Origin of the sequence: Chryseobacterium sp. LJ668 (assembly GCF_019613955.1) — a bacterium.
Classification (GTDB): domain Bacteria; phylum Bacteroidota; class Bacteroidia; order Flavobacteriales; family Weeksellaceae; genus Chryseobacterium.
The window spans coordinates 1,361,387-1,384,756 of sequence record NZ_CP080443.1 but is presented as its reverse complement, the minus strand read 5'-3'; the positions used below and the strand labels follow the sequence as shown (position 1 = coordinate 1,384,756).

Annotated in this window: 26 protein-coding genes and 1 pseudogene; 6 read left to right on the top strand and 21 right to left on the bottom strand. The window is 34.6% G+C overall.

The features are described from left to right. Positions 1-44: 44 nt before the first annotated feature. From K0U91_RS06540 to K0U91_RS06520, 5 genes and pseudogenes are all read right to left on the bottom strand, one after another. A complete protein-coding gene (locus K0U91_RS06540) occupies positions 45-449 on the bottom strand; it encodes a hypothetical protein (protein ID WP_220178833.1) in 405 nt (134 codons plus the stop codon). Then, entirely contained in the window at positions 439-720 is a 282-nt protein-coding gene (locus K0U91_RS06535) for a hypothetical protein (RefSeq protein WP_219969845.1), read from the bottom strand. The genes K0U91_RS06540 and K0U91_RS06535 overlap by 11 nt, the downstream gene beginning before the upstream one ends. 142 nt (positions 721-862) lie before the next feature. Then, positions 863-1,206, bottom strand: a pseudogene (locus tag K0U91_RS16240) (RNA 2'-phosphotransferase). Positions 1,207-1,420: 214 nt separating this feature from the next. Beyond that, positions 1,421-2,107 (bottom strand): SIR2 family NAD-dependent protein deacylase, encoded by a 687-nt coding sequence (locus tag K0U91_RS06525; protein WP_220178832.1) that lies wholly within the window; start codon positions 2,105-2,107, stop codon positions 1,421-1,423. Between the two features lie 146 nt (positions 2,108-2,253). Further along, positions 2,254-2,766, bottom strand: coding sequence for an O-acetyl-ADP-ribose deacetylase (locus K0U91_RS06520; protein ID WP_220178831.1), 513 nt, complete (start codon positions 2,764-2,766; stop codon positions 2,254-2,256). Positions 2,767-2,877: 111 nt separating this feature from the next. Here K0U91_RS06520 and K0U91_RS06515 point away from each other — a divergent pair, with 111 nt between their 5' ends. Together K0U91_RS06515 and K0U91_RS06510 are read left to right on the top strand one after the other, a co-directional pair. Continuing rightward, complete coding sequence (locus K0U91_RS06515) at positions 2,878-3,513, top strand: DUF1579 domain-containing protein (RefSeq protein WP_220178830.1); 636 nt, start codon at positions 2,878-2,880, stop codon at positions 3,511-3,513. A 63-nt stretch (positions 3,514-3,576) separates the two neighbouring features. Further along, entirely contained in the window at positions 3,577-4,365 is a 789-nt protein-coding gene (locus tag K0U91_RS06510; protein ID WP_220178829.1) for a hypothetical protein, read from the top strand. Between the two features lie 61 nt (positions 4,366-4,426). Here the strand turns inward: K0U91_RS06510 and lepA are convergent, their stop codons facing one another. From lepA to K0U91_RS06485, 5 genes are all read right to left on the bottom strand, one after another. Beyond that, a complete protein-coding gene (gene lepA / locus K0U91_RS06505; protein WP_219969849.1) occupies positions 4,427-6,223 on the bottom strand; it encodes a translation elongation factor 4 in 1,797 nt (598 codons plus the stop codon). A 111-nt stretch (positions 6,224-6,334) separates the two neighbouring features. Beyond that, positions 6,335-7,366 carry a hypothetical protein gene (locus tag K0U91_RS06500; RefSeq protein WP_219969850.1) on the bottom strand — a complete coding sequence of 344 codons (1,032 nt, stop codon included), beginning with the start codon at positions 7,364-7,366 and terminating at the stop codon, positions 6,335-6,337. Between the two features lie 178 nt (positions 7,367-7,544). Beyond that, positions 7,545-8,057: a hypothetical protein gene (locus K0U91_RS06495; protein ID WP_220178828.1), complete on the bottom strand. Its 513-nt coding sequence runs from the start codon at positions 8,055-8,057 to the stop codon at positions 7,545-7,547. Positions 8,058-8,064: 7 nt separating this feature from the next. Next, positions 8,065-8,691 carry a hypothetical protein gene (locus K0U91_RS06490; RefSeq protein WP_258561825.1) on the bottom strand — a complete coding sequence of 209 codons (627 nt, stop codon included), beginning with the start codon at positions 8,689-8,691 and terminating at the stop codon, positions 8,065-8,067. A gap of 11 nt (positions 8,692-8,702) precedes the next feature. Continuing rightward, entirely contained in the window at positions 8,703-9,254 is a 552-nt protein-coding gene (locus K0U91_RS06485; protein WP_220178827.1) for an RNA polymerase sigma factor, read from the bottom strand. A 185-nt stretch (positions 9,255-9,439) separates the two neighbouring features. Between K0U91_RS06485 and K0U91_RS06480 the strand changes: the two genes are divergently transcribed. From K0U91_RS06480 to porW, 4 genes are all read left to right on the top strand, one after another. Continuing rightward, a complete protein-coding gene (locus K0U91_RS06480) occupies positions 9,440-10,189 on the top strand; it encodes a Rossmann-like and DUF2520 domain-containing protein (RefSeq protein WP_219969853.1) in 750 nt (249 codons plus the stop codon). Further along, the gene (locus K0U91_RS06475) at positions 10,179-10,697 is read left to right on the top strand and encodes a KdsC family phosphatase (RefSeq protein ID WP_219969854.1); all 519 of its coding nucleotides are present in this window, start codon (positions 10,179-10,181) and stop codon (positions 10,695-10,697) included. Before K0U91_RS06480 ends, K0U91_RS06475 begins: the two co-directional genes overlap by 11 nt. Before the next feature lie 7 nt (positions 10,698-10,704). Further along, complete coding sequence (locus K0U91_RS06470) at positions 10,705-11,259, top strand: Maf family protein (RefSeq protein ID WP_220178826.1); 555 nt, start codon at positions 10,705-10,707, stop codon at positions 11,257-11,259. A gap of 87 nt (positions 11,260-11,346) precedes the next feature. After that, positions 11,347-13,956 carry a type IX secretion system periplasmic lipoprotein PorW/SprE gene (porW, locus tag K0U91_RS06465; RefSeq protein ID WP_220178825.1) on the top strand — a complete coding sequence of 870 codons (2,610 nt, stop codon included), beginning with the start codon at positions 11,347-11,349 and terminating at the stop codon, positions 13,954-13,956. 15 nt (positions 13,957-13,971) lie between these two features. Here the strand turns inward: porW and tsaB are convergent, their stop codons facing one another. The 11 genes from tsaB to rpiB form a co-directional block, all read right to left on the bottom strand. After that, positions 13,972-14,652 (bottom strand): tRNA (adenosine(37)-N6)-threonylcarbamoyltransferase complex dimerization subunit type 1 TsaB, encoded by a 681-nt coding sequence (gene tsaB, locus K0U91_RS06460; protein ID WP_220178824.1) that lies wholly within the window; start codon positions 14,650-14,652, stop codon positions 13,972-13,974. Between the two features lie 21 nt (positions 14,653-14,673). Beyond that, complete coding sequence (locus K0U91_RS06455) at positions 14,674-14,994, bottom strand: hypothetical protein (protein ID WP_219969858.1); 321 nt, start codon at positions 14,992-14,994, stop codon at positions 14,674-14,676. A gap of 120 nt (positions 14,995-15,114) precedes the next feature. Next, entirely contained in the window at positions 15,115-15,864 is a 750-nt protein-coding gene (locus tag K0U91_RS06450) for an SDR family NAD(P)-dependent oxidoreductase (protein WP_220178822.1), read from the bottom strand. Between the two features lie 54 nt (positions 15,865-15,918). Next, positions 15,919-16,290 carry a YraN family protein gene (locus K0U91_RS06445; protein WP_220178821.1) on the bottom strand — a complete coding sequence of 124 codons (372 nt, stop codon included), beginning with the start codon at positions 16,288-16,290 and terminating at the stop codon, positions 15,919-15,921. Then, entirely contained in the window at positions 16,290-16,589 is a 300-nt protein-coding gene (locus K0U91_RS06440) for a DoxX family protein (protein WP_259429455.1), read from the bottom strand. The genes K0U91_RS06445 and K0U91_RS06440 overlap by 1 nt, the downstream gene beginning before the upstream one ends. 50 nt (positions 16,590-16,639) lie before the next feature. Further along, positions 16,640-17,572: a S66 peptidase family protein gene (locus tag K0U91_RS06435; RefSeq protein WP_220178819.1), complete on the bottom strand. Its 933-nt coding sequence runs from the start codon at positions 17,570-17,572 to the stop codon at positions 16,640-16,642. Beyond that, complete coding sequence (locus tag K0U91_RS06430; protein ID WP_219969863.1) at positions 17,569-18,255, bottom strand: LysE family translocator; 687 nt, start codon at positions 18,253-18,255, stop codon at positions 17,569-17,571. Before K0U91_RS06430 ends, K0U91_RS06435 begins: the two co-directional genes overlap by 4 nt. A 160-nt stretch (positions 18,256-18,415) precedes the next feature. Next, positions 18,416-18,931: a hypothetical protein gene (locus tag K0U91_RS06425; protein ID WP_220178818.1), complete on the bottom strand. Its 516-nt coding sequence runs from the start codon at positions 18,929-18,931 to the stop codon at positions 18,416-18,418. Continuing rightward, positions 18,931-21,081 carry a ribonuclease R gene (rnr, locus tag K0U91_RS06420; protein WP_220178817.1) on the bottom strand — a complete coding sequence of 717 codons (2,151 nt, stop codon included), beginning with the start codon at positions 21,079-21,081 and terminating at the stop codon, positions 18,931-18,933. The genes K0U91_RS06425 and rnr overlap by 1 nt, the downstream gene beginning before the upstream one ends. A gap of 4 nt (positions 21,082-21,085) precedes the next feature. Next, positions 21,086-22,057, bottom strand: a complete 972-nt coding sequence (locus tag K0U91_RS16365; RefSeq protein ID WP_375336400.1) for a hypothetical protein — start codon at positions 22,055-22,057, stop codon at positions 21,086-21,088. Between the two features lie 232 nt (positions 22,058-22,289). Continuing rightward, positions 22,290-22,724, bottom strand: a complete 435-nt coding sequence (rpiB, locus tag K0U91_RS06410) for a ribose 5-phosphate isomerase B (protein ID WP_220178816.1) — start codon at positions 22,722-22,724, stop codon at positions 22,290-22,292. Positions 22,725-23,370 lie beyond the last annotated feature (646 nt).

The following is a 23,370-nucleotide window of genomic DNA, read 5'->3' as shown; positions in this document are numbered from 1 at the left end:
ACGCTTTCGGGCGTGGTTTTTTGTGAAATATATTTGTTCATAATTTATTCACTTACTAATAGTTCTTCCATATTCCGTGTGACTTCGTTACATGAGTAACAGGCATTTTCACCATCCTGAAAAAACCATCTGCATCGCGAACGAATCGGGCAAAAGGATAATTCTTCTACTATATCTGTAGCAAAATCCTGAACTTTTTTTGAGAGCGAACATTTTGATTCTCCATGGTTCCATTGTAAACAACCTTTTTCTACACATTTCCCGGTAAAACGAAACCGTTGTTCAAGATTATTTTTCTCTCTATTAAGCTCAAGAAATTCTTCTGTGACGGTAAGCGGCGTAATAAAATTCACTTTGCCGTTTTTTCCTAAAACTCCAAAAAGCTGTGCCCCGGTTTTTCCTAAGTAACTGGGACACATCTTTTTTGATGAGCTATTTTTAGCCTCCATAAGCTTTGATTTGAGACTGTATGTCTTTCAACTGACTCTGAATATCAATCTGCGGTTTGAAGATGATGATTCCATAGGGAAACCAGTCTTTGATGCGAAGGGGTTTTGTAATTGCTCTGAAATCTCGTTGAGCAGAAAAGGAATGCGTGTTATCAACTTTTGACAGCTCAGAAAGTACTACATTCTGAATTCCTTTGTCGATGTTTTTCAATTGTTCATCGCTAAGATCTACTCCTTCTAATGAAACGAAAAAATGTTTTTTAGTTGCCATGATTTTTGGTTTTAATGGTTTAACAGAACAAATTTCGCTTTATAAAAACATAAAACTTAAAGGAAAAACACCCGAATCAAGAAGGAAAAAGACTGGATTTATTTTAATTAAAAAGTTAAATATTAATTGACTGAAATAAAAATCAATTTTGATAAATATATTTAGCATCCACAAAATCCGTGAGCCAAACATCATTCTCAGAAAGATAAAATTCAATTCCGTCGTCGGACATTTTTTTTGTGTTGATAATTAAAATAAATGGTTTTCCGTGACGCATTCCGACTTTGGTTGCGGTTTCTTTATCCTGACTTAAATGAACATGTTGTCGGTTTCTTTTTTCAATACCTTTTTCTAAAATAGAATCAATACTATTTTGCGGCGTTCCGTGATAAAAAAATTCCGGTGGTTTTTGTCGTTTTAAAGCCAAATTAATATTAATCAATGCCCTTGATTGGCTCTGATTCTGGTTTTATCTTCATTAAAAATAACCCGTTTTTTATCATTGGTTTGTACGATTTCATCTAATTCTTCAAAGGTGAATTTTGAGAATCATTTGTTGATTTTAAAATCGGTTTATCAACATTCGCCCATCCATTTTTCATCCAGACTCAAAATCGATAAACTCAGGTTAATGTTCTGAGCATATAGCTCAGGCATTTGCTTGTCTTTTTCTTTTGTGTTTCGTTCATAAGTTTTAATTTTATTTCATATTAATCAATTTATCAAACAGCAATTTCATTCCTTTTGTTGCGGTTTCTTTTATTACTACAGCCCTTTCGCCGTATCCAAAACCTGTTTCGTTGGGATTAATAACAATCAGTAAACAATCATCTTTAATCTCGTGAATCAATCCTGCAGCCGGATACACCTGCAGCGAAGTTCCGATGACCAGGAAAATATCTGCTTCTCTTGCTTTTTCCGCAGCTTCTTTCATCAATGGAACGTCTTCTCCGAACCAGACGATAAATGGCCGTAACTGCGCTCCGTCCTCTGCTTTGTCGCCTATATTGATATCCTCTTTTTGTTCGTAGATCAAAGATTTATTGTTGCATGAACAAGATTTAAACAATTCTCCGTGAAGATGTATGATATTTTTTGAACCCGCTCTTTCGTGGAGGTCATCAATATTTTGGGTAATGATTTGAACTTCAAAATACTTTTCTAGTTCTGCAATTAATCTGTGTGCATCATTAGGTTCAACTTCATGAAGCTGTCGGCGTCTTTGATTGTAAAATTCGAGAACCAATTCTCTATCTTTTCTCCAGCCTTCCGGACTTGCGACATCGGTTATATTGTGATTTTCCCAAAGACCATCACCGTCTCTGAAAGTTTTTATTCCGCTTTCGGCACTGATCCCGGCGCCGCTGAGGATGGTGAGTTTTTCCATTGTTTTAATTTTGAGTTCTTATTGTTTTTCATCATCTTTTTTAATGCAAAGTTTACAGAGAATTTTATTATTCCCCCGTTTAAAGGTCACAAAGGCGTTTCACTAGCAAAGAGCACAACGTTTTAAAAGTTTCAAACCACAGGATTTTAATTTAATAGTTTCTTATAGATTTCTTCATTTTCATCATCAAAGCATACAAAAATAACTTTCTCAATGATTTCAGAGTTAAAATTCTTAACTTCCTGAATAGCAATTTTCGCAGCCAGATCTTTTGGAAATCTGTAAACTCCCGTACTGATATTTGGAAAAGTAATTGTTTTTACATCTAAACCTTCGGCTAATTTTAAAGAATTCCTGTAACAGTTTGCCAAAAGTTGAGAACATTTTTCTTCATCATTATTCCAAATTGGACCGACGGTATGGATGACATATTTTGCGGGAAGGTTTCCGGCTGTCGTTATCACTGCTTCTCCTGTTTTGCATTTTCCTTGTCGGTCTCTTATTTCTTTACATTCTTCCAAAATTTTTGGACCTCCGGCCCGATGAATTGCGCCGTCAACTCCACCTCCTCCTAATAAAGATGAATTAGCTGCGTTGACAATGGCATCTGATTTTATCCTGGTGATGTCTCCGCTTATTAATTCAATTGTAGGTTCCATTTTTATGTTTTAAATTATATATTTCTAGGTTTTTTTAATTAGACATTAAAATATTAAATTTAGTGATAATAAATTTTAGTAATTTTATAATCAACTTAAAATTAAACTATTATGAAAAATTTATTATTCGGAACCTGTACTGCTTTCTTATTTTTTGCCTGTGATAAGGTAAAAGTTGATGTGAAAAATAATGATAAGGCGGATTCTACAGCCAAAGAAGAGTGGAAACCTGTTGATTCTGCAGCTGCAACAAAGGCATGGATGGAATATGCTACTCCGGGAGAAATGCACAAAATGCTGGCAAAATCTGACGGAACGTGGTCCGGCGAAACCACAATGTGGATGGAAAATGGAGGACAACCTATGATGAGTAAGTCTGAAGCAACCAATAAAATGATGTTTGACGGCCGCTATCAAGTGAGCAATCATAAAGGGAATTTTATGGGAATGCCTTTTGAAGGAATGAGCATTACTGCATACGACAACAGTAAGAAAAAATTTGTAAGCACCTGGATTGACAATATGGGAACAGGAATCATGCATATGGAGGGCGATTGGAATCCTTCTAAAAAATCAATAGATTTTAAAGGAAAAATGACCGATCCTTCAAGACCCGGAAAAGACTGTGATGTGAGGGAAGTCTATACTTTTAATGATGACGGCCATCAAACTTTAGAAATGTATGGTCCCGATTCTAAAACGGGAAAAGAATTTAAAACGATGGAGATAAAATTTACTAAAAAATAAAAACAGGAACCGTTTCAGTTGAAACGGTTTTTTTGTAAATTCATAATTCTTAGAAAGATCTGAATGAAAAAATATCTTTTGATTTTAATGGTTTTATTGGTGAGTTGCGAAGAAGAAAAAACTTTTGCGGATGATATTGTTTTGAGCTTTCCGAATCATACAATGATGAAAATTCAGAGATTCAATGAGGATGCAAATGAAGAAGGAGAAAACTTAATGTATAAAGGTAAATTTAAAACTGATATTAACGTGAAATATTTTAAAAATATTTATCCTGAACCTCTACCCCCGCCAAAATACAATGAAACACAAATAGATCATAATGAAAGAATAAAGAAATTAAATGATTCAATAGATAATATTAAAAATTTTTATTTTAGAAACGAACGGCTTAAAATTTTAGATACAGAAGAGGATTTGACGGATTTCTTATCGAACAGAAATCTTTTAATTATTATAAAAGAAAAAGACACAATACCACTCTATAAAATGGACTATGGTACAAAAAAAATACAGGCCTATAAAGCTTATCCTATTTATATTAAAAACATTTCAACTAAAATTTTAAAAATTCCGATTGATGCTTCTGGTGTGGCTTTGTATATTACAAATGATATTCAGTTTCAATTTATTAGAAATAGCAACTATATAATATGCGGAATGGAAACCAACTTAAACCCATATTTTGAATTAAAACCTAATGAAATATTGATTTATTCTTTTCCACATCTTGAAAATGGGAGCAAAAGAAAAGCGAAAATTGTATTCTTTAAAGCCTTTTCGAAAGAATTTGAAATTTCGATTGATGAAAAAATCATTAAAAATCAAAGATCAACTCACTATCTGAAATAAAAAATCCGCAGAAAATATCTGCGGATTTCAATTTTATGTTTAGCCTTTTTATCAGCTATTTCTAATCATTCAGTTTCAAAACAGCCATGAACGCCGATTGCGGGACTTCTACTCTACCAATCTGCTTCATTTTCTTTTTTCCTTCTTTCTGTTTTTCTAATAACTTACGTTTTCTGGAAATATCACCTCCGTAACATTTTGCAGTAACGTCTTTTCTTAATGCTTTAATGGTTTCCCTTGCGATAACTTTCGCTCCCAAAGCGGCCTGAACAGCGATGTCAAACTGCTGTCTCGGGATCAGTTCGCGAAGTTTTTCACACATCTTTTTACCGATGTAATATGCATTAGAATCGTGAATTAATGAAGAAAGCGCATCTACCATATCTCCATTGATCAGAATATCCATTTTTACCAATTTAGAAGAACGCATTCCGATTGGGGAATAATCAAAAGATGCGTATCCTTTAGAAATAGATTTCAGACGGTCGTAGAAATCGAAAACAACTTCAGCAAGAGGCATATTAAACGTTAGTTCTACCCTATCTGCAGTAAGATAACTCTGATTAACGATTTCACCTCTTTTTTCAATACAGAGCGTCATTACAGATCCTACAAAATCAGATTTAGTAATGATGGATGCTTTTATATATGGCTCTTCAACCCTGTCTAAAAGATTGGGATCAATCATTTCAGATGGGTTGTTGATTAAAATTGTAGTTTCAGGATCTTTTTTAGAATACCCGTGGTACGACACGTTGGGAACCGTCGTGATGACATCCATGTTGAATTCTCTGTCCAGACGTTCCTGAACGATTTCCATGTGAAGCATTCCCAGAAATCCGCAACGGAAACCAAAACCTAAAGCTGCTGAACTTTCCGGTTCGAAAACAAGAGAGGCATCATTCAGTCTTAATTTTTCCAATGAAAATCTCAGTTCTTCAAAATCTTCAGATTCTATCGGATAAATTCCGGCAAAAACCATTGGCTTTACTTCTTCAAAACCGTCAATCGCTTCTGAAGCAGGATTCACGAAAGAGGTAATCGTATCTCCCACTTTTACTTCACGGGCATCTTTGATTCCGGAAATAATGTAGCCTACATCGCCACATTCAATCGTTTTTTTAGGAAGCTGTTTTAATTTTAATGTTCCCACCTCATCTGCGCCGTATTCTTTTCCAGTTGCGAAAAATTTAATTTTTTCGTTTTTAGAAATGCTTCCGTTTACCACTTTGAAATAAGCTTCAATTCCTCTGAAAGGATTATACACGGAGTCGAAAATCAATGCCTGTAGTGGTGCTTTCGGGTCTCCTACGGGAGCTGGAATTCTCGCAACGATCTGCTCTAACAAATGATGTACACCTTCGCCTGTTTTCCCGGAAACACGTAGAACGTCTTCATATTTACAACCGATAAGCCCCATAATTTCGTCGGTAACTTCTTCCGGATTTGCAGAAGGAAGATCTATTTTATTCAGAATCGGAATAATTTCCAGATCATTTTCTAAAGCTAAATATAAATTGCTAATCGTTTGTGCCTGAATACTTTGTGCAGCATCTACTATAAGAAGCGCTCCTTCACAGGCAGCAATAGAACGGGAAACTTCGTAAGAAAAATCTACATGTCCTGGTGTGTCAATTAAATTCAAAATATATTTTTCGCCATTCAGCTCATAATCCATCTGGATGGCGTGAGATTTTATCGTGATCCCGCGTTCTTTCTCCAGATCCATATCATCAAGCGTCTGAGATTGCAGTTCTCTCTGAGTTACCGTATTGGTATACTCAAGAAGACGGTCTGCCAAAGTACTTTTACCGTGGTCAATATGGGCGATTATGCAAAAATTTCGTATGTTTTTCATTTAAGAACTTGTAATCTGCAAAGATAAAAAAATGCAGGAGAAATTCATTTTTAATTTTAGCGACAAATGCTGATCTTTCAATAAAAAGTAAGGCAGGTCATATATAATATTTTATTTAGATTTACCAAAATTTTCCGGCAATATATAATTTCCGGTTAAAGGATCAAGTGAAACTTCAGTTCCTGCCATTGCTCTTCTTTTCTTCGCTATACTGGCGTCGATTGCTACAAAGGCTACATTGGCTACAACACTGCCTATCAAACCTCCTATACCGCCTCCTAACATTACCATCGTAGAATTAGATTCAGGAAATAGTTCTTCTTTTTTTACTTCAATGAAAAGCCCCATATCATCTCTGAATATTTCAACATAACCGACCGGAATTACTTTATAAGGAACTCCATTATGAACAAATGCATAAAAATTTCTGATTGGCTTTTTGTCATCGCCTTTCACTGCTTTTGTCGCAACACCCTTACTGTTGGTTTCAATTGTATACCCTGTTTCGGGATTATGGGTAAAAAAACTGTAAGAATCTTTATAAACTCCTTCTTTTAATGTGCCTGATTTCAAAATGTCAAGTTTATCTATTAAAACAGAATTATAATTGGTCAGATCATTTTCTGAAATACCAAATTCCCAAGTCGTTTTAGTGTATGAATCTTTCAATAAATCTGCTAAAGATAATGTAATCTTCTTTGCCAAACTCTGAGCTAAATAGGGTGTATCGCGTGATGAAAGCGTTGCAACAGTATCAATTTTGTTGACAAAATGATAACCATCTTCTCTCTTTTTAAAAATGCTTGCTCGCAGCTCAAGTTTTCCGATAGAATATTTCTCTTTAATGTCTTCAGAAATATTTAAATTTTCCAATAAAAGCACCAAGTCATCACTGCCTTTAACTATATTGTATTTATAAAACCAGTCTGAAAGATCTTTACTTGCATCATTTTCGAAAATAATATTCACTTGATTTTTATGAAATAATATGCTTCCAATGTCTTTATTGGGACGCTGATCGATTACCCTGAAACTTTTATACGTGTTTTTGCTGTCTTTTATAGATTTCGACAAGTCAATAACTTCCGTTTTCTGGGCGGATAATAAACCAGAAAGTATTAGAAAGAAAAATATTTTTTTCATACCGATGATTTTATAAAAAGAGATTCGCTGTAAGTAAAAACTCAGAATTTAATTAATTATTTCACAAAAATAATAATTAGCTATGATATATTGGAATTAAACATTTTTATACCTCTTTAAAATTAAACGACCCTCACAATAAATTGCAAGGGTCGTCCAACATTAAAAAAATAAACTATTATGGGTTTTGTCTGGGTTTTGAGCCCTTAGTATTCCCTTCTCGAGGCTTTCTTTCATTCATTTTATCTCTCATCATGCCTTCTGACTGAAACAACTTCAAAACTTTCTGACACGGAATGACGGTCTGCATCTTTTCCGCATATTTTTTTCTGTTATCCAGCAACTTCTGACCTACATCAAAGCTCTGTTGAAGTTTTGCTTTTGCTTCTTCTTCTGACAAAGTTTCCGGATTGAAATTAGAATCAAACTGACTCTTTATCTTTTTCTGATTATCCAGATACTCGTTATACATTGCTGTAAATTCGTTTTTATCTTTTGGATCGACGTTAAGATTATCCAGCACCATATTATTTCTAAACTGTGTCAGAAGCGTTTTTCTTTCTTCAGGAGAAAGATTATTTATAACTTCTTTTCTTTGTTTAGGGTCCATTTTTTTCCAGTCATAGTCTGTCCTTTGAGCATTTAAGCCAAAACCGCAAATAATAAGAAGTGTAAATAATATCTTTTTCATCTCTCTTTTAATTATATAAATCTAAATAAACATCCTGAGTGGAATTATTGGCTAACTCAGCGATTTCAGAATTTGAGAATGAATCCAAATATTCTGCCACATGAGCTTCAGTCTGTTTCGAAACAGTTTTTGGCTTCCTGGCCGGTTCTTCATTGTTTTTTGAATGATCAGGAACATAAGCCACTGCTTTTACCTGCTGATTGTCAAATGTTTGATTATTATTTTCAACAGAAGTTAAATCAGATTTTAAAGTTTCGTAAGCAATTTCACTTTCCTTTTTCGGTGCAGGATTATCTGCATAATTTTTCGTTGAATTCTTATCCGAACTCGGATCAGAGTAAGAATTATATAAAAAAGCTGAGCCAAAGATCAGTGCTAGTGAAGCCGCAGCTGCATATCCCCAGTTTAATTTAAAGATCGGTGCTTTTTTATCTGCGTTAATCTCATTAAATACCCTTTTTTGAACATTTTCAAACACATCATCCGATAGTTTGTAAATGTTTTTACGTTCCAGTAATTCCAGATCAAAATCATTCATCTTTCCCAATACTCTATCCTGAATATTTTCAAACATATTCTCAGGAACTTTGTAAATGTTCTTCCGTTCTAATTTATCTAGATCAAAATCTTTCATGTCGCTAAAAATTATCTTTCGTAATTTTCTTTAATAAATTCTTCTATTTTCTGCTTGGCGTAGTGATAATTTGTTTTCAAAGTACCTACTGACATATCTACAATTTTAGATATTTCTTCATAAGGTAAATCATCATAATACCGCATCATAAATACCAGTTTCTGTTTTTCAGGCAGGCTTTGTATGGCTCTCTGCAAGAAGATCTGTATCTCTTCTGCATCGCTGTGTGTATTGTCTGCTACAAGATTCTGCATATAATACTCAGGGTCTTCGTCAGTTTTCTGCATTCTCTTCAGCTTATTGATCTGCTGTAAAGATTCGTTGGTCGCAATTCTGTATAGCCAGGTATAAAGCTGACTGTCATTTTTAAACTGATGAAAATTCTGATATGCTTTGATGAAAGTCTCCTGCAAAGTGTCCTGAGCAAGGTCTCCATCAACAATAATTCTTCTGATATGCCAATACAATCTACTCTGATAAGCATCCATCATCATACGAACTCCTTTTTCCTGAGTTCGAGGGTTTTGCATCAGCGCAATAATCTCTGCGTCTTTAATCTTCATAAGATGCTTTCATTGTTTTGGATTACAAAAGTATTTAAAAGTTAAATTACTTATTCAATTTTGAGTCCATTCGTTAGCAATTTATTAAATTTAAAACAATTATTAAAATAAATAAATCCCATAAAATGTCTTATGCTCCTTTTTAGCTTGTTTCGGTAATCAACCTAAAATCCTATCTTTGTTTTATGCAAATTGTAATCATCGGTTCCGGAAATGTTGCTTATCATTTGGCAAAAGCTTTCACACAGAATAGCATTCCATTAGCTCAGGTTTTTGGAAGAAATGTTGATGATTTAAACAAAATATCACAGGAATTCCACGTTCCTTTTTCTACTGACATTTTAGAAAATGCAGATTTGTACATCATCTGTGTAAATGACGGTTCGGTAGAAGATGTTTCTCGTCTGATAACTAAAAAAGACTGTCTGGTTGCACATACTTCCGGCTCTTTACCTAAAGAAATCTTATCCGGAAAATACAGAAAGTCAAGCCTTTATCCTTTACAGACATTTTCAAAATCTAAAGAATTGGATTATTCAAAAATTCCTTTCTTCATAGAAACTGAAAACAAAGAAGACAAAAACTTGCTTTTTAAATTGGCTTCTCAGATTTCAGAAAACGTCATAGAAAGCAGTCACGAAAAGAGAAAATACATTCATCTTACCGCCGTTTTTGCCTGTAACTTTGTGAATCATCTTTTTTCAAGGGCTAAAGAAATTTCGGACGGTCAGGAAATACCGTTTAATTATTTTCTGCCGTTAATAGATGAGACGGTAAAAAAGATCCATGAAATCGAGCCCAGATCAGCCCAGACCGGACCCGCAGTAAGAAACGATATAAAAGTTTTACAATTACATGAGCAGCTATTGACAGATGAAAGTCTCGAAATCTATAAAACAATGAATCACTCGATTAAAAAAATGTATGAGCTATAAAAAGAAGTTGAAAGATGTAAAAGCCTTCGTATTTGATGTAGATGGAGTTTTCACAGACGGAAGCGTTTATCTGATGCCCGGAGGAAACATGAGCAGAGTGATGAATGTTCTGGATGGTTATGCCGTTGTTAAAGCATTAAAAAACAATTATTTAATAGGTGTGATTACCGGTGGCAACGATGAAATGGTAAGGCATCGTATCAATTATCTCGGAATTGAAGATTATTATGCAAAATCACATGATAAAATGATTGATTACGAGGATTTTAAAACAAAATATAATCTTAAAAACGAAGAAATTCTTACTATGGGCGATGATCTTCCGGATATTCATATGATGCAGAATTCTGCAATTTCTACCTGCCCCGAAAATGCCGTTCCTGAGATAAAAAATATTGCAGATTATATTTCGCCAAAGCAGGGTGGGAGCGGAGCTGTACGAGATGTGATTGAACAGGTGATGAAAGTTCAGGGAAAATGGCATGATGACAATACACAATCAGTTTAAATTGAATATGAAAATACTTTTAGCATCGCAATCTCCGAGAAGAAAAGAATTACTGGCCAGTTTAGGATTTGATTTCGAAGTGGTGAAAATTGACTGTGAAGAAATTTTACCCGGAAATATTAACATTGAAAATGCAGCCACTTATCTATCTGAATTAAAAGCCGATGCGTTCAGAAAACTAGAACACGATGAAGTTTTACTTACTGCTGATACCGTTGTTGCCTTTGATAATCAGATTTTAGGAAAACCAAAAGATGAAGCCGACGCCAAAAGCATGCTGCAGAAACTTTCCGGCAAAACACATCAAGTATACACCGGAATTTCCATTAAAACTATAAACAAAACCATTACCGAAACTGATGTTGCTGATGTGGAATTTGAAGAAATTTCAGAGGAGGAAATTGATTTTTATGTAAAAAACTACAAACCTTTTGATAAAGCAGGCAGCTATGGCATCCAGGAATGGCTCGGAATGGCAAAAATTAAAAAGATGAGCGGCAGCTTTTATACCATTATGGGACTGCCTACCCATTTGATTTACAAAATTTTAAAAGAAATATAAATAATTTCCCCATAAATTTTTATTATTTTTACAGAATCATCAACCTGTTTTGATAATAAAAAGCAGATTAGCGAGTTATATTGAATAATGAAAAAGAATATTTTACTCCTTTTGACGGCGATCATCGTTGTTTCCTGTAGTACCAAAGTGAAAAAACCGGAAGCCCGATCAAAGTTTTTAAAAGGATTTTCAACATACTACAATACATTGTTTAATGCCAAAGATGCATTAAACAGTGAATTTGAAGGTAGAGATAAGGCACATAAAGATAATTTCTATGCACCTTATATTCCTATTCTTACTTACGAAGAACAGCCTATAGGAAGTGATTTGGGACAATCTTCTGCGTTTGCAGAAAACTCGAGTAAAATGGCTGAGATTAACAGACCAGCTCCATCAAATTCTAATGGAAGGAGCGCACCCGGAATGCCACCGAACTCTCCAAATAAGGTTCCGGGAATGCCACAGGATCCTAATCAACAAGCAGACAATAAAGGCGCAACTACATTAGAAATTGCCGAAGCAAAGGCACTGAAGGCTATCGGAAAGTATTCTGTAATAAGAAAAGGAGAGGAGCAAAATAATACAATTTTTGATGCGTATATCATCCTTGCACAATCACGAATTTATCAGGGAAAATCACGGCAGGCTCTGGATGCGCTGAATTATGTTTTCACCCACATGAAAGAAGACAAAAGGCTTCCTTTGGCAAAAGTTTATGAAGGTTTAGCATATGCGCAGCTTAAAGATTATTTTAAATCTGACCAGATTTTTTCCCAATTAAAAAGTGAAGGAATCAGCAAAGACCATGATAAGCTTTTGAGTATTTATTATTCAGAATTACTACTGGATGCAGGAAAAAAAGAAGAGGCCGTAAAAGAGCTGGATCGTGCTTTTGAACTTAATGGAAACAGAAAACTGAAAAGCAGAATCGCATTTTTGCGCGGTCAGGTTCTTTCAGAATTAGGGAGAAATGAGCCTGCACGTGAAAGCTTCGCAGCCGCTTACAAATATGCGAATGATTTTGAATTTGAAGTTAAATCTCAAATCGAGATTGCCAAAACATTCAATGGAAAAGGTGATTACGCAGGTGCAAAAAAATATTTGGAGGATATTAGTAAAAAAGGTACCTATGGCTCTAGAAAGAACGAATTTTACTATGCACTAGGATTAATGGCCAGCAAAGCCGGAAAATCTGATGAAGGACAAGAATTTTTCAGAAAATCCCTTTTAGAAAAAGTTTCAGATCCACAGGTGCGCGGCTTGACTTATTATGAGATCGGAAGAAGTTATTTAGATAAAAACGACTACATCGGTGCCGGTGCCTATTACGATTCTGCTTTGGCAACGATGACGTATGAGCCCTCAAAAATTCTCTTAAAAGATCAGTCAGAAAATATTAAAAAGATCTCCAGAAATTATTATTTCATCAAGAAAAATGACAGTATTCTTTCAATCGCGAGAATGCCAGAAGCTCAGAAAACAGAATATTTTGCCAAATACATACAGAAGCTTAAAATCAAAGAAGAGAAAGAAGAACTTGAAAGACTGCGTGCAGAACGAAACAAAGGATTTGATACGGGAGATTATAATTCGAATTCGATTTTTGCCAACAGCTCAACCTCTTTTGAAGACTTTGGAACGGCTACGAAAGGCTTTTACTTCGGAAATACTGGTACAGTAAGTAAAGGAACCTCGACCTTTAAGCAAGTCTGGGGAGACAGAGCGTTGGTAGATAACTGGCGCTATTCTAAAAAAATGGCTTCTATTGAAGATCTGAAAAATGAAGCTTTAGGAGTAAATAGTGCACCCAACCCAAGACGTTTTGAGCCTGCATATTACATTGAGCAGATCCCTAGTGATGCAGGAAAGTTGTCACAACTGAAAAAAGACAGAGATACCGCTTCGCTGGGCTTGGGAATCATGTATCAGAATTATTTTACCAATACTCCGTTAGCCACAAAAACTTTATATGATCTGGTAGATGCAAAACCCGAAGAAAAGGTAATGCTACAAGCTTTGTATGAAATTTTTGCGATGAATTATGAGAAAAATTCACAGGCTGCTGCGAAAGCAAAACAGATTTTGCTGACAGATTATGCTTACACATCTTATGCAGAATTTGCCAGAAATCCTAAAAACAATACGTTCGTAAAATCCTCTCCGGAAACAGAAACGGCTTACAAAACGGCCTATGCTTTATTTGAATCTGAAAAGTTCTCAGAAAGCCAGAATATTATTGATCAGTCAATTCAGAAAAATCCTAAAGATGCACTCGTTCCTAAGCTTTATCTCCTAAATGCTTTTAATGCAGGAAAATCCAGCGGAAAGGAAGTGATGATTTTACAGCTTGAGCAGATTGTTCTCAACTACGGTAAAACCCCGGAGGGTGAAAAGGCTAAAGAAATGCTTAATTATCTGAAAAGTGATATTGCATTTCAGTCAACAGACAACAAGGGAAATACAGTTCCTCAAAATCCAAACAACAATATGCCTCAAAATCCTGCTGGTTATGGTCAGCCGACGCAGAATATGCAACAATCTCAGAATATTACAGCACCAGGAAATCAGAATAACCCGTTGCCAAACAGTTCACAACCAGTGAATAATGCGATACAAAGTGGTCTTCCTAAAAAACCAGTAATGAATGCTCCGCAATCAGAAATGACAGCTCCGATTCCGGCACAAAAAAAATAAATAAAAAAGCGAAGGCTAATCTTCGCTTTTTTTCTTTTTAACACCGTGAAACTCTTTTAAGTAAAAAGGTTCGAAGTACGCAATATCTTCAAAATCCTTATTGTTAATTTTCTCTAATGTTTTCTTGACCAAGTACTGTGCAGAAGGGTAGAGGTCTTCATTAAAATTTGCATTCGGCAGTTGGAGAATTTCTTTTGCTTTCTTCGCTCCATCACCTACAAACAACACTTTTTTATCTTTAAATTCCTGAAAAGATGTTTCGTTTAAAACTTTTGCTTCGGTAGGAAAGAGTTCTTGCCCTGTTTCACCATCATAAAGGGCAGTATAAACCTCCATTCGCCTTGCGTCAACCAAAGGAACAACCAAATCGTAGTTTTGCCCTAAAAAAGGCTCTATCATGCTTTCTAAAGAATTAACCGCGATCAATGGAATCTTCAACCCATAGCAAAATCCTTTTGCCGAAGCAGCACCTATTCTTAATCCGGTATAAGAACCCGGACCTTTACCTAAAGAAATTGCTTCAATATCTTTCATTGACAGTTCGGCTCCTTCTAAAGCCCATTCTACAAATGAATGTAGACTTTCAGACTGTTTATAATTTTCTGAAACTTCTTCACAGATACACAAAAGCTTATCATCGTCAGAAATTGCGACCGAGCAGTTTTTGGAAGAGGTTTCAAGGTATAGGATTTTCATTCTAAGCTAATTTGTGCAAATTTATGGCTTTATTTCCACACTTTGTCTGCTCCACAATTTCCATATAAATTTCTTCCTGATCCATATTTCAAGTAAAGCCAGTTTCATTTCAAAATTTTGGTTTTTGTAAAGACCACTGACTTTCACAGTTCTTCTTAGGCTGATCCTATTTCTATTTTGCTTTAATTCTAACAGTTCAAGTTGTGAAATTTCATTATAAATGACTTTTTTCGAAGTAAAATCTTTCTTAAAATCTTCTAAGCTTTGAATCCATCCGTTTGAATGCCCAAAAGATACATCTGAACATAGCAGATTCACAATTTCAGAGTCGTTGTTTTTCATCAGAGAATCGAGTGTTTTTGCCTGTAATAAAACGGACCGTGCCTCATTTGAATAGCTTTGAGAATATCCAAACACAAAGAAAAATAAAAAAAAACAGTGGAGGAATTTCATTTTCAACTACTACTTCCTGTAGATGGTTCGTGGTTCGCTTTGAGCACTCGGATAAATCGTCATATCGGAAACCGTTACATGTTGCGGAGCATTCACACAATAAGCAATGGCATCAGCAATATCATGGGCTTTCAACGCCTCATAACCTGCATAAACCGTTGCTGCTCTTTCCTGATCTCCTTTAAATCTTACTAGAGAAAAATCTGTCTCTACCGCTCCCGGCTGAATATTGGTCACCCGTACCCCGAATTCTGTGAGCTCAATACGCATTCCTTCAGAAATAACATCCACCGCTTTTTTGGTAGCGCAATATACAACGCCATTTGCGTATGTCTGTCTTGCAGCGACCGAACTGATGTTGATAATATGCCCAAAACCTCTTTCTTTCATCATCGGAATCAACGTTTTTGAGACATATAAAAGTCCTTTTACATTTCCATCGATCATAGAATCCCAGTCCTCTGTTTTCCCGCCGGAGAGGGGATCTAAACCGTGTGCATTTCCTGCATTGTTGATGAGCACATCGATATATTTCCATTCTTCCGGGAGAGATTTGATGGCGTTTTCAACTTTTTCAAGATTTCTAACATCAAAGTTTAAACTAAAAACTTCAGTGAAAGCTGATAATTCTTTTTTTATAGATTCTAAAACGTTTGCTCTCCTTCCACAGATAATGATCCTGTTTCCTTGTTTTGCGAAAAGTTCTGCGGTAGATTTTCCTATTCCGGACGTCGCTCCGGTGATGAGTATTGTTTTCATGTTCTTTAGCGTTTGGCTGTTGGCAATTGGCAAAAAGCTATACCCGCAGCGAGATTAATTGGCATCGAAAGCTTCGAATGCGTCGTTGATATGTTCTATGGTCAGTTTTCCGTTGTAGTCTGGAAGCACTGATATAATATCAAATCTTACTTCCTGAGTTTTATTAAATTCCTCCATAAAGTGATTGGCTGCAGTAACAATCGATTTGATTTTCCCTTTTGTAACGGCTTCTTGGGGAAGGATAAAAAAATCGGTCGATCTCGCCTTCACTTCTGTGACTATAATTAAGTTGTCTTTTTCTGAAATAATATCAATTTCGGCTTTTTGGTAACGAAAGTTCCGCATAAGAATTCTGTGCCCATTTTTTATAAGATATTCGGCGGCCAAATCTTCTGCTTTCTTACCAAGTTCGTTGTGATCTGCCATTACCTTCTAAATTGATACGCCCACCAAATTAACACAAACTGCAGAGGTAGCCGTACAACAGTCAGCCAAAAATATTTATGATGAATCTGATAAAACTTTTTCGTCATCTCAATATTTGCAGGAAAAACCGCGATAAATAAGGCTATGCAAAGATAAGCTCCCAATTTTTGCGTTTCCGGAAAGAGCAGAAGTATGCCACACAAAATTTCTACTGCACCGCTGATGTAAACCATTCTCAAATGAAAAGGTATGTAATCGGGCATTATTTTCATAAAAAAATGCGGTCTTATAAAGTGCATAATTCCAGCTACAACTAAAAGAAATGCAAGTATAAATTTTGAGTGAAACATTAATTTTTAAAATTTAACGAAACTGTTTTACCGACTGTCAATGAAACTTCTGCCCCAATAATCAATGGCCTGTTATCGTGAATATGACCATTCGGAAAGCCGAAAGCTGCAGGGAAATCGTATTTTGAAATTTTCTTTGAGATCAATTGATAGGCAAAATCATCAAAACTTTCTTCATATTGTTTATTTTCTTTTTCGTCACCCATATTGGTCATTCCGCCAACAATAAGTCCTTTTATTTTTCTGAAAACTCCTGCGAGCTCCAAACTCATGATCATTCTGTCGAGAGCATAAAAGTTTTCACCAATATCTTCAATGAATAAAATTTTATCTTTAAATTCAAAAGAATATTTAGTTCCTAAAAGCGCATAAATAAGGGCTAAATTGCCGCCAACCAATTCACCTTCAATGATTCCTTCTTTATTAAATTGATTTGATTTTAATGCATATTTTAAAGGTTTTCCTTTTAATATTTCAAAGGTCAAATCATAGCTTTCATCGGTCACACCGAAACTGGAAGTTTTAATAGTCTGTCCGTGAATCGAAGCAAATCCTTTTTTCAGCAAATAACTTTGTATGACTGTGTTATCAGAATAGCCGATGTACCATTTAGGAGTTTTAGCGAAGCCTTTTAAATTCAGTTTTTCAATCAAATGCTGGCAACCATAACCGCCACGGGAAGCCCATATTGCGGAAATTTCAGGATCGTTTAATGCCCAGTTGATATCTTTCAATCTTTGCTCTTCGGTTCCGGCGTAATTGTACCCTTTAGAATACTTACTGTAAAGATTTTCACCTAAAATAGGCTCAAAACCTTTCTTCCTGATCATTTCAATTCCTTTTTCGAGCTGTGAAGGATCTACAGCACCGGCAGGAGATATGATGGCGATATAATTACCTTTTTTGATAGGATTTGGGAATATTTTTTTCATCTGTATTTTTTGTAGATTAATTCTTTCTTTTCAGCTTCTTCCAGTTTTTTATCAAACTGATTAAACTTTTTGAAACTTTGCAGGAAAATAAAAAAGCTGAACAGGATTAAAACTACACCAACGCCTCTCCGTATGTTATTCGCCAGCCTCTGAGTCAGCCTGTCGTGGAATTGTTTTGCCAGAAAAATCTTAAGGAAATCAATTATCAGATAAGTTGTAAGGACTAAACCTAAGTAAAGAATCATATTTCCTGTATCGGGATACTGATTTCTGACGCCTATCACAGTCACCAACCAAAAAAGCACAACTCCTACGTTCAGTAAATTTAAAAGGAAGCCATTCAGGAACGTTTTAATGTAATTTTGACTGATGATTTTTTCTTCTCCCGGCAAATGCATTTTGGTTTTGGTAACCAACATAATAATACCGTATGAAAGAATTAAAATTGATGTAATTCTATAAAACCCGGGATGTTTATCGATGAGACTCACAATGTCTGCACTGGCATAATACGCTGCAATGATACACAACAAATCTGCTGTAATAACACCGAAATCCAGCGCTAAAGCATGTCTCGGGCCTCTTGTAAAGCTGGTTTCTATCAAGAGAAAAAAAATAGGACCAATGAAAACCAGGCTCAACATAAAACCCAGACCAACGGCCGACAATACAAGTTCAAACATTTACAATTTGTTTCAAATTCAAATTTAAAGATTATATTTTTATTTGAGTTTAAAAATGATTTTTTTAAGCATAAATTGTATTTTTAAAAACTTTTTAAACAATGAAGACTGTGCAAATGTGACAGTCTTCATTGTTAAGTTGAAATGTTTCGCTTAAAATTTAGTAGTTATCTGGACAAGACTCACTGTAGACAAATTTGTAATCTTTTCTGACTTTTAAACCAAATATACCTCTTTCAAAAGTGTAAATAATTTGATTATTACCCCACATTTTCTTATAATCAATAAAAAAACTTCTTGTCATATAAGAATATTTGTAGGCATCCCCACTCAAATAAATGTAAGTAGTTTTTCCTTTTTGGTGGCTATTCCTACCTCCAACTACAGCAATCTTGCTTTTAAAACAATATGTTTCTTTTTTTGGATTCATTCCTGTAAAATAATTTATAAGAAAAAAACAATTTACAATTAAAGGAAATACGACTCCAAAAAAGTACTTTTTATCTCCGTCTTTAATCTTAATAATGTTTTTATTGATTAACTTATTTGTAATGATGCAAATTATGCTGATAATAAGAACAAAGAAATAAAAGTTAAGGACAGTTTTAAACATCATGGTTGCTGATAAAACTACATTCAAAATACTAAAAACAATGTATTTATCAACTTTTGTCATCAGTCAACAATCTTAAAATCCAGTTGTTTCTGAATTAAATTGGCTTTCACTACCTTAATCTGAACTTCTTCGCCCAGCTGAAACTTTCTACCTGTTCTTGAGCCGTAAACAGCATGTGTAGACTTATCATACGTGTAAGAATCATCCATCAAATCGCGTAATTTAATCAAACCTTCCGCGCCGTTTTCAGGAATCTGTACCCAGAAACCAAATTCAGCCACTCCAGAAATCACTCCGGTAAAGGTTTCTCCCAAATGTTTTTCCATGAATTTAACCTGCATAAATTTGATGGAATCTCTTTCTGCATCGGCAGCCAAACGTTCTCTTGCACTGCAATGTTTAGATTTTTCTTCCAGTTCATTTTTATCGGGAGATTTTCCGCCATCTAAATAATGCTGAAGCAAACGATGAGCAAGCAAATCGGGGTAACGACGGATAGGAGAGGTGAAGTGTGAGTAATAATCAAACCCAAGACCGTAATGACCGATTGGTTCGGTAGAGTAGACCGCTTTGCTCATGCTTCGCATAGCCAGAGTTTCGATCATATTTTCTTCGCCTTTCCCTTTTACTTCAGAAAGTAAATTATTCAGAGATTCTGCAACTTTTTTGGTGTTTGCCAGATCCATTTTATATCCGAAAGTCGAAACGAAATCTCTTAAAGCTTCTAATTTCGCTGGATCAGGATCGTCGTGAACTCTGTAAATAAAGGTATTTCCGTTTGGTCTTCCTTTTTTAAGTGAAACAAATTCAGAAACTTTTCTGTTTGCTAAAAGCATGAATTCTTCAATCAAATGGTTTGAATCTTTGCTGACTTTAAAGTAAACTCCAATCGGTTCGCTTTTTTCATTTAAATTAAATCGAACTTCGCTTCTGTCAAAGGTAATCGCACCATTTTTAATTCTCTGATCACGCATGATTTTTGCGAGTCTGTCGAGCGTCAGAATTTCTTCCGTTAAATCGCCTTCCTGAGTCTCAATTCTTTCCTGAGCTTCTTCATAAGTGAATCTTCTGTCTGAATGAATAGCAGTTCTTCCGAACCATTCTTTCACCACTTCAGCTTTATCATTCATCTCAAAAACCGCTGAGAATGTAAATTTATCTTCATTCGGACGTAACGAACAAACATCATTACTTAAAACTTCGGGCAACATCGGTACAACTCGGTCAACCAAATAGACTGAAGTTGCTCTTTCATAAGCTTCATCATCCAACATTGTTCCAGGAACTACGTAATGAGAAACGTCGGCAATGTGTACTCCGATTTCCCAATTTCCATTGTCTAATTTTTGGATCGATAAGGCATCATCAAAGTCTTTTGCATCTTTCGGGTCAATCGTGAACGTACAGATTTTACGCATATCTCTACGCTTCGCAACCTCTTCATCGGTCACTCTTCTGTCAATTTTATCGGCATCCGACTCTACTTCTTCAGGAAAGCTGTACGGCAAACCGTATTCAGCTAAAATAGAGTGAATTTCTGTTTCGTGTTCTCCTGGAGCTCCAAGAACTTTAATAATTTCACCATCAGGATTTTTATCTCCAGGTTTCCATTCCAGCATTTTTACTACGACTTTATCGCCGTTTTCTGCACCGTTAATTTTACCTTTTGGTATAAAAATATCCGTGTTAATCGTTTTTTTATCGCAAACGACAAACCCGAATTCTTTATGCTGAACGAGCTGGAAAGTTCCTACAAATTCTGTGCGGCTTCTTTCTAAAACTTCAAGCACAGAGCCTTCCATTTTCTTTCCTTTAAAATTGTAAGTAACGATAAGAACTTTATCGCCTTGCAATGCATCTTTTACATTCTTTGCGTGAACGAAAACATCATCTTTTAAATTCTCGACTGTTACGTAAGCATTTCCACTTTGATTAAAGTCTATAATTCCGGTTAAAGTACCTTCAATGTTTAGATTGATGCTGAATTTTCCTTTTTCAGTTTCTTTGATTCTTTGATTCGCTAAGAGCTTATGCAAAGATTGAATCACTAACTCACGTTGTCTCGGATTTTTATAGTCAATTCCGTCTGAAATCTGTTTGTAATTGTATATTTTGGTTTGGTTCTGATTCATGAAACGGAGAATCAGCCTTCCGATTTCCAAGAGTTTTGAGTCATTTTTCTGACTTATGTATTTATTTTTTTTTGGCATTTTTTTAATTTTGCTTTGTTGTTTCAATCAATTTCCATTGATTATTTACAAATTGGTAATTATATTTTTTGTTATTCAAATCAAGTATGACATCATAAGGGTTTTCTTCCACAAAAGAAACATTCACTTCCAGATGTTGTGGAGAAATGTCGGTTTTTGGTCCATTTATTTTGATTCTAGTATTATTGAAATTTTTTGCGAAATAATTATATTGTTCAGATGACATATCGATATAATTATTCATTTCTTGTTGACTTGCTAGAAAAAAATTTGATGTTAGTATTGATAAACTTAATTTATTCTTTATATTTTCAAAAACATACTTTGAGAATAGCCTACTTATTAAAAAATTATATTTATCCGATCTTAACGTACTACTGCACTGTGGATTAATTCCTGAAGGCTCATAATAACATCCAGGTCCTATATCAAATAACTTTATGTAAACTAAACCAATATCTTTCTGTTCGGAAATTTTCTTTACAATTAAATCTCCAAGATTTTCATAATTTTTGGATAAATTCCGATTTTCTATTTTAAAATTTTTATAGGAAATACTATCTTTTTTAGAAATTTCTAAACACCTTATTCTCGGATCAGGACATCCATTTCTTTCTTTTATTCCATAAATAGTTGGACACGCATCATCCTTATCTAAAATTTCATCTTCATCTGTATCAGGCCAAGGGCAACCATTATTTTGTTGAGGACCTGCAACAGTTGGGCACGCGTCATCTTTATCAAATATCTCATCTCCATCAATATCCAGCCATGGACAGCCATCATTTTCAATTGCTCCTACAATTTTTGGACAATTGTCTAAATAAAATAAGATGCGGTCTTTATCGTCATCTGAAAGACATATCTTCTTACTGAATTCCTTTCTACATTTTTTAAAAGCATTTTTATCTTGTATTTCCTGAGCATAGAAAATACTGAGAGTAAATAATAAAATAAAAGCTGCTTTACTTTTCATTTTTTAATGTTTAACTAATATTGAAATCGATCAATTTTCTTTTATCTAAGACTTTAGTCCGTATAAATTTAATATAAAAAAGGAGAAGTGGGAGGAAAACCTTTCAATAAATATCTAAATTATTTTCAGGCTTTGGATGGAATAAACAGATTGGTAATTTCTGTATGATGATGCAAATATAAGAAATAAAAAATAAATAAGGCTTGCAAACTGAATTACAAGCCTTTATACTTTAGCAGAATGCTATTTTATCAACTCTTGTCTGATGCCTTCCACCTTCAAAATCGGTAGAAAGAAATCTGTTCGCAATTTCTATCGCAACTTCTTTAGAAATAAATCTTGCAGGAATCGAAATCATATTTGCATCATTGTGCTGTCTCGCCAATGCTGCAATTTCCGGCATCCAACATAATGCACAACGGATTTTCTGGTGCTTGTTGGCCGTAATCTGAACCCCGTTTCCGCTTCCGCAGATTAAAATTCCTAATTCGTTCTCTCCATTTTCAACAGAGGTTGCTGCAGGATGCACAAAATCCGGGTAATCTACGCTATCGGTAGAAAAAGTTCCGAAATCCTGTACTTCAAAGTTCTCTTCAAGATGTTTTTTCAGGATTTCTTTATATTCAAAACCTGCATGATCTCCGGCAATAGCAATTTTTCTTTTCATATATAGATTTAAGTTTATCTAAAGACAATATGTAATTATTTAATAGTCAGATGTTTAATATTTAAAATACTGATGTTCTTTGTTCTGCAATACATCTGCTTACATAATTCTACAAATTTAAGTATTAAAATATAAATTGTTATTTACACGCTTATAAAATGTGAAAAGAACTGTGAATAACTGTGGAAAACTTTTCTGAACTAAAATATTTTTGAATACGAAAATTTGTTAATGAACTAAAGTTTGAAAAAATCAATAGAAAACTTTCAAGATCTTTCGGAGGACTAATCTTTAGGTTTTCAATAGTTGTTTAACTGATACTTTGTATTTTTCAAAGTTATTAATATCTGTTAATAAGTATCAGATAATTCAGATTTTCAGTATTTTACACTGTTAATGAAATATGAATTGAATTAGAACTGTATGTTATGAAATTTTAACCAAAAAGTTATCCCCGAAACTCACAACACTCAACAACAACCATCATTCTTTCTTTTATAAATAAAGAAATTATGTTGATTAATGAATGATTAGTTTGTGGGAATTTTTTTGAAAACTTTTATCTTTTTGAATCTCTTCCGAAAGTTTAAAATCTTACATTTGTGAAACAAAAAATCAAAGGTAATTATGAAATCGAATAAGTTTT

Excerpts from the sequence above, each read along its gene's own strand:
- K0U91_RS06485 (WP_220178827.1), bottom strand. The coding sequence starts at position 9,254 with ATGAAGATTAAAGACGCAGAGATTATTGCGCTGATGCAAAACCCTCGA.
- K0U91_RS06430 (WP_219969863.1), bottom strand. The coding sequence starts at position 18,255 with ATGTTTGAACTTGTATTGTCGGCCGTTGGTCTGGGTTTTATGTTGAGC.
- tsaB (WP_220178824.1), bottom strand. The coding sequence starts at position 14,652 with ATGAAAATCCTATACCTTGAAACCTCTTCCAAAAACTGCTCGGTCGCA.
- K0U91_RS06440 (WP_259429455.1), bottom strand. The coding sequence starts at position 16,589 with ATGCACTTTATAAGACCGCATTTTTTTATGAAAATAATGCCCGATTAC.
- K0U91_RS06535 (WP_219969845.1), bottom strand. The coding sequence starts at position 720 with ATGGCAACTAAAAAACATTTTTTCGTTTCATTAGAAGGAGTAGATCTT.
- K0U91_RS06500 (WP_219969850.1), bottom strand. The coding sequence starts at position 7,366 with ATGAAAAAAATATTTTTCTTTCTAATACTTTCTGGTTTATTATCCGCC.
- porW (WP_220178825.1), top strand. The coding sequence starts at position 11,347 with ATGAAAAAGAATATTTTACTCCTTTTGACGGCGATCATCGTTGTTTCC.
- K0U91_RS06510 (WP_220178829.1), top strand. The coding sequence starts at position 3,577 with ATGAAAAAATATCTTTTGATTTTAATGGTTTTATTGGTGAGTTGCGAA.
- K0U91_RS16365 (WP_375336400.1), bottom strand. The coding sequence starts at position 22,057 with ATGAAAAGTAAAGCAGCTTTTATTTTATTATTTACTCTCAGTATTTTC.
- lepA (WP_219969849.1), bottom strand. The coding sequence starts at position 6,223 with ATGAAAAACATACGAAATTTTTGCATAATCGCCCATATTGACCACGGT.
- K0U91_RS06455 (WP_219969858.1), bottom strand. The coding sequence starts at position 14,994 with ATGAAAAACAACGACTCTGAAATTGTGAATCTGCTATGTTCAGATGTA.
- K0U91_RS06425 (WP_220178818.1), bottom strand. The coding sequence starts at position 18,931 with ATGACAAAAGTTGATAAATACATTGTTTTTAGTATTTTGAATGTAGTT.
- K0U91_RS06495 (WP_220178828.1), bottom strand. The coding sequence starts at position 8,057 with ATGAAAAAGATATTATTTACACTTCTTATTATTTGCGGTTTTGGCTTA.
- K0U91_RS06525 (WP_220178832.1), bottom strand. The coding sequence starts at position 2,107 with ATGGAAAAACTCACCATCCTCAGCGGCGCCGGGATCAGTGCCGAAAGC.
- K0U91_RS06515 (WP_220178830.1), top strand. The coding sequence starts at position 2,878 with ATGAAAAATTTATTATTCGGAACCTGTACTGCTTTCTTATTTTTTGCC.
- K0U91_RS06490 (WP_258561825.1), bottom strand. The coding sequence starts at position 8,691 with ATGAAAGATTTTGATCTAGATAAATTAGAACGGAAGAACATTTACAAA.
- K0U91_RS06520 (WP_220178831.1), bottom strand. The coding sequence starts at position 2,766 with ATGGAACCTACAATTGAATTAATAAGCGGAGACATCACCAGGATAAAA.
- K0U91_RS06470 (WP_220178826.1), top strand. The coding sequence starts at position 10,705 with ATGAAAATACTTTTAGCATCGCAATCTCCGAGAAGAAAAGAATTACTG.
- K0U91_RS06435 (WP_220178819.1), bottom strand. The coding sequence starts at position 17,572 with ATGAAAAAAATATTCCCAAATCCTATCAAAAAAGGTAATTATATCGCC.
- K0U91_RS06450 (WP_220178822.1), bottom strand. The coding sequence starts at position 15,864 with ATGAAAACAATACTCATCACCGGAGCGACGTCCGGAATAGGAAAATCT.
- K0U91_RS06480 (WP_219969853.1), top strand. The coding sequence starts at position 9,440 with ATGCAAATTGTAATCATCGGTTCCGGAAATGTTGCTTATCATTTGGCA.
- rnr (WP_220178817.1), bottom strand. The coding sequence starts at position 21,081 with ATGCCAAAAAAAAATAAATACATAAGTCAGAAAAATGACTCAAAACTC.
- K0U91_RS06475 (WP_219969854.1), top strand. The coding sequence starts at position 10,179 with ATGAGCTATAAAAAGAAGTTGAAAGATGTAAAAGCCTTCGTATTTGAT.
- rpiB (WP_220178816.1), bottom strand. The coding sequence starts at position 22,724 with ATGAAAAGAAAAATTGCTATTGCCGGAGATCATGCAGGTTTTGAATAT.
- K0U91_RS06445 (WP_220178821.1), bottom strand. The coding sequence starts at position 16,290 with ATGGCAGATCACAACGAACTTGGTAAGAAAGCAGAAGATTTGGCCGCC.
- K0U91_RS06540 (WP_220178833.1), bottom strand. The coding sequence starts at position 449 with ATGGAGGCTAAAAATAGCTCATCAAAAAAGATGTGTCCCAGTTACTTA.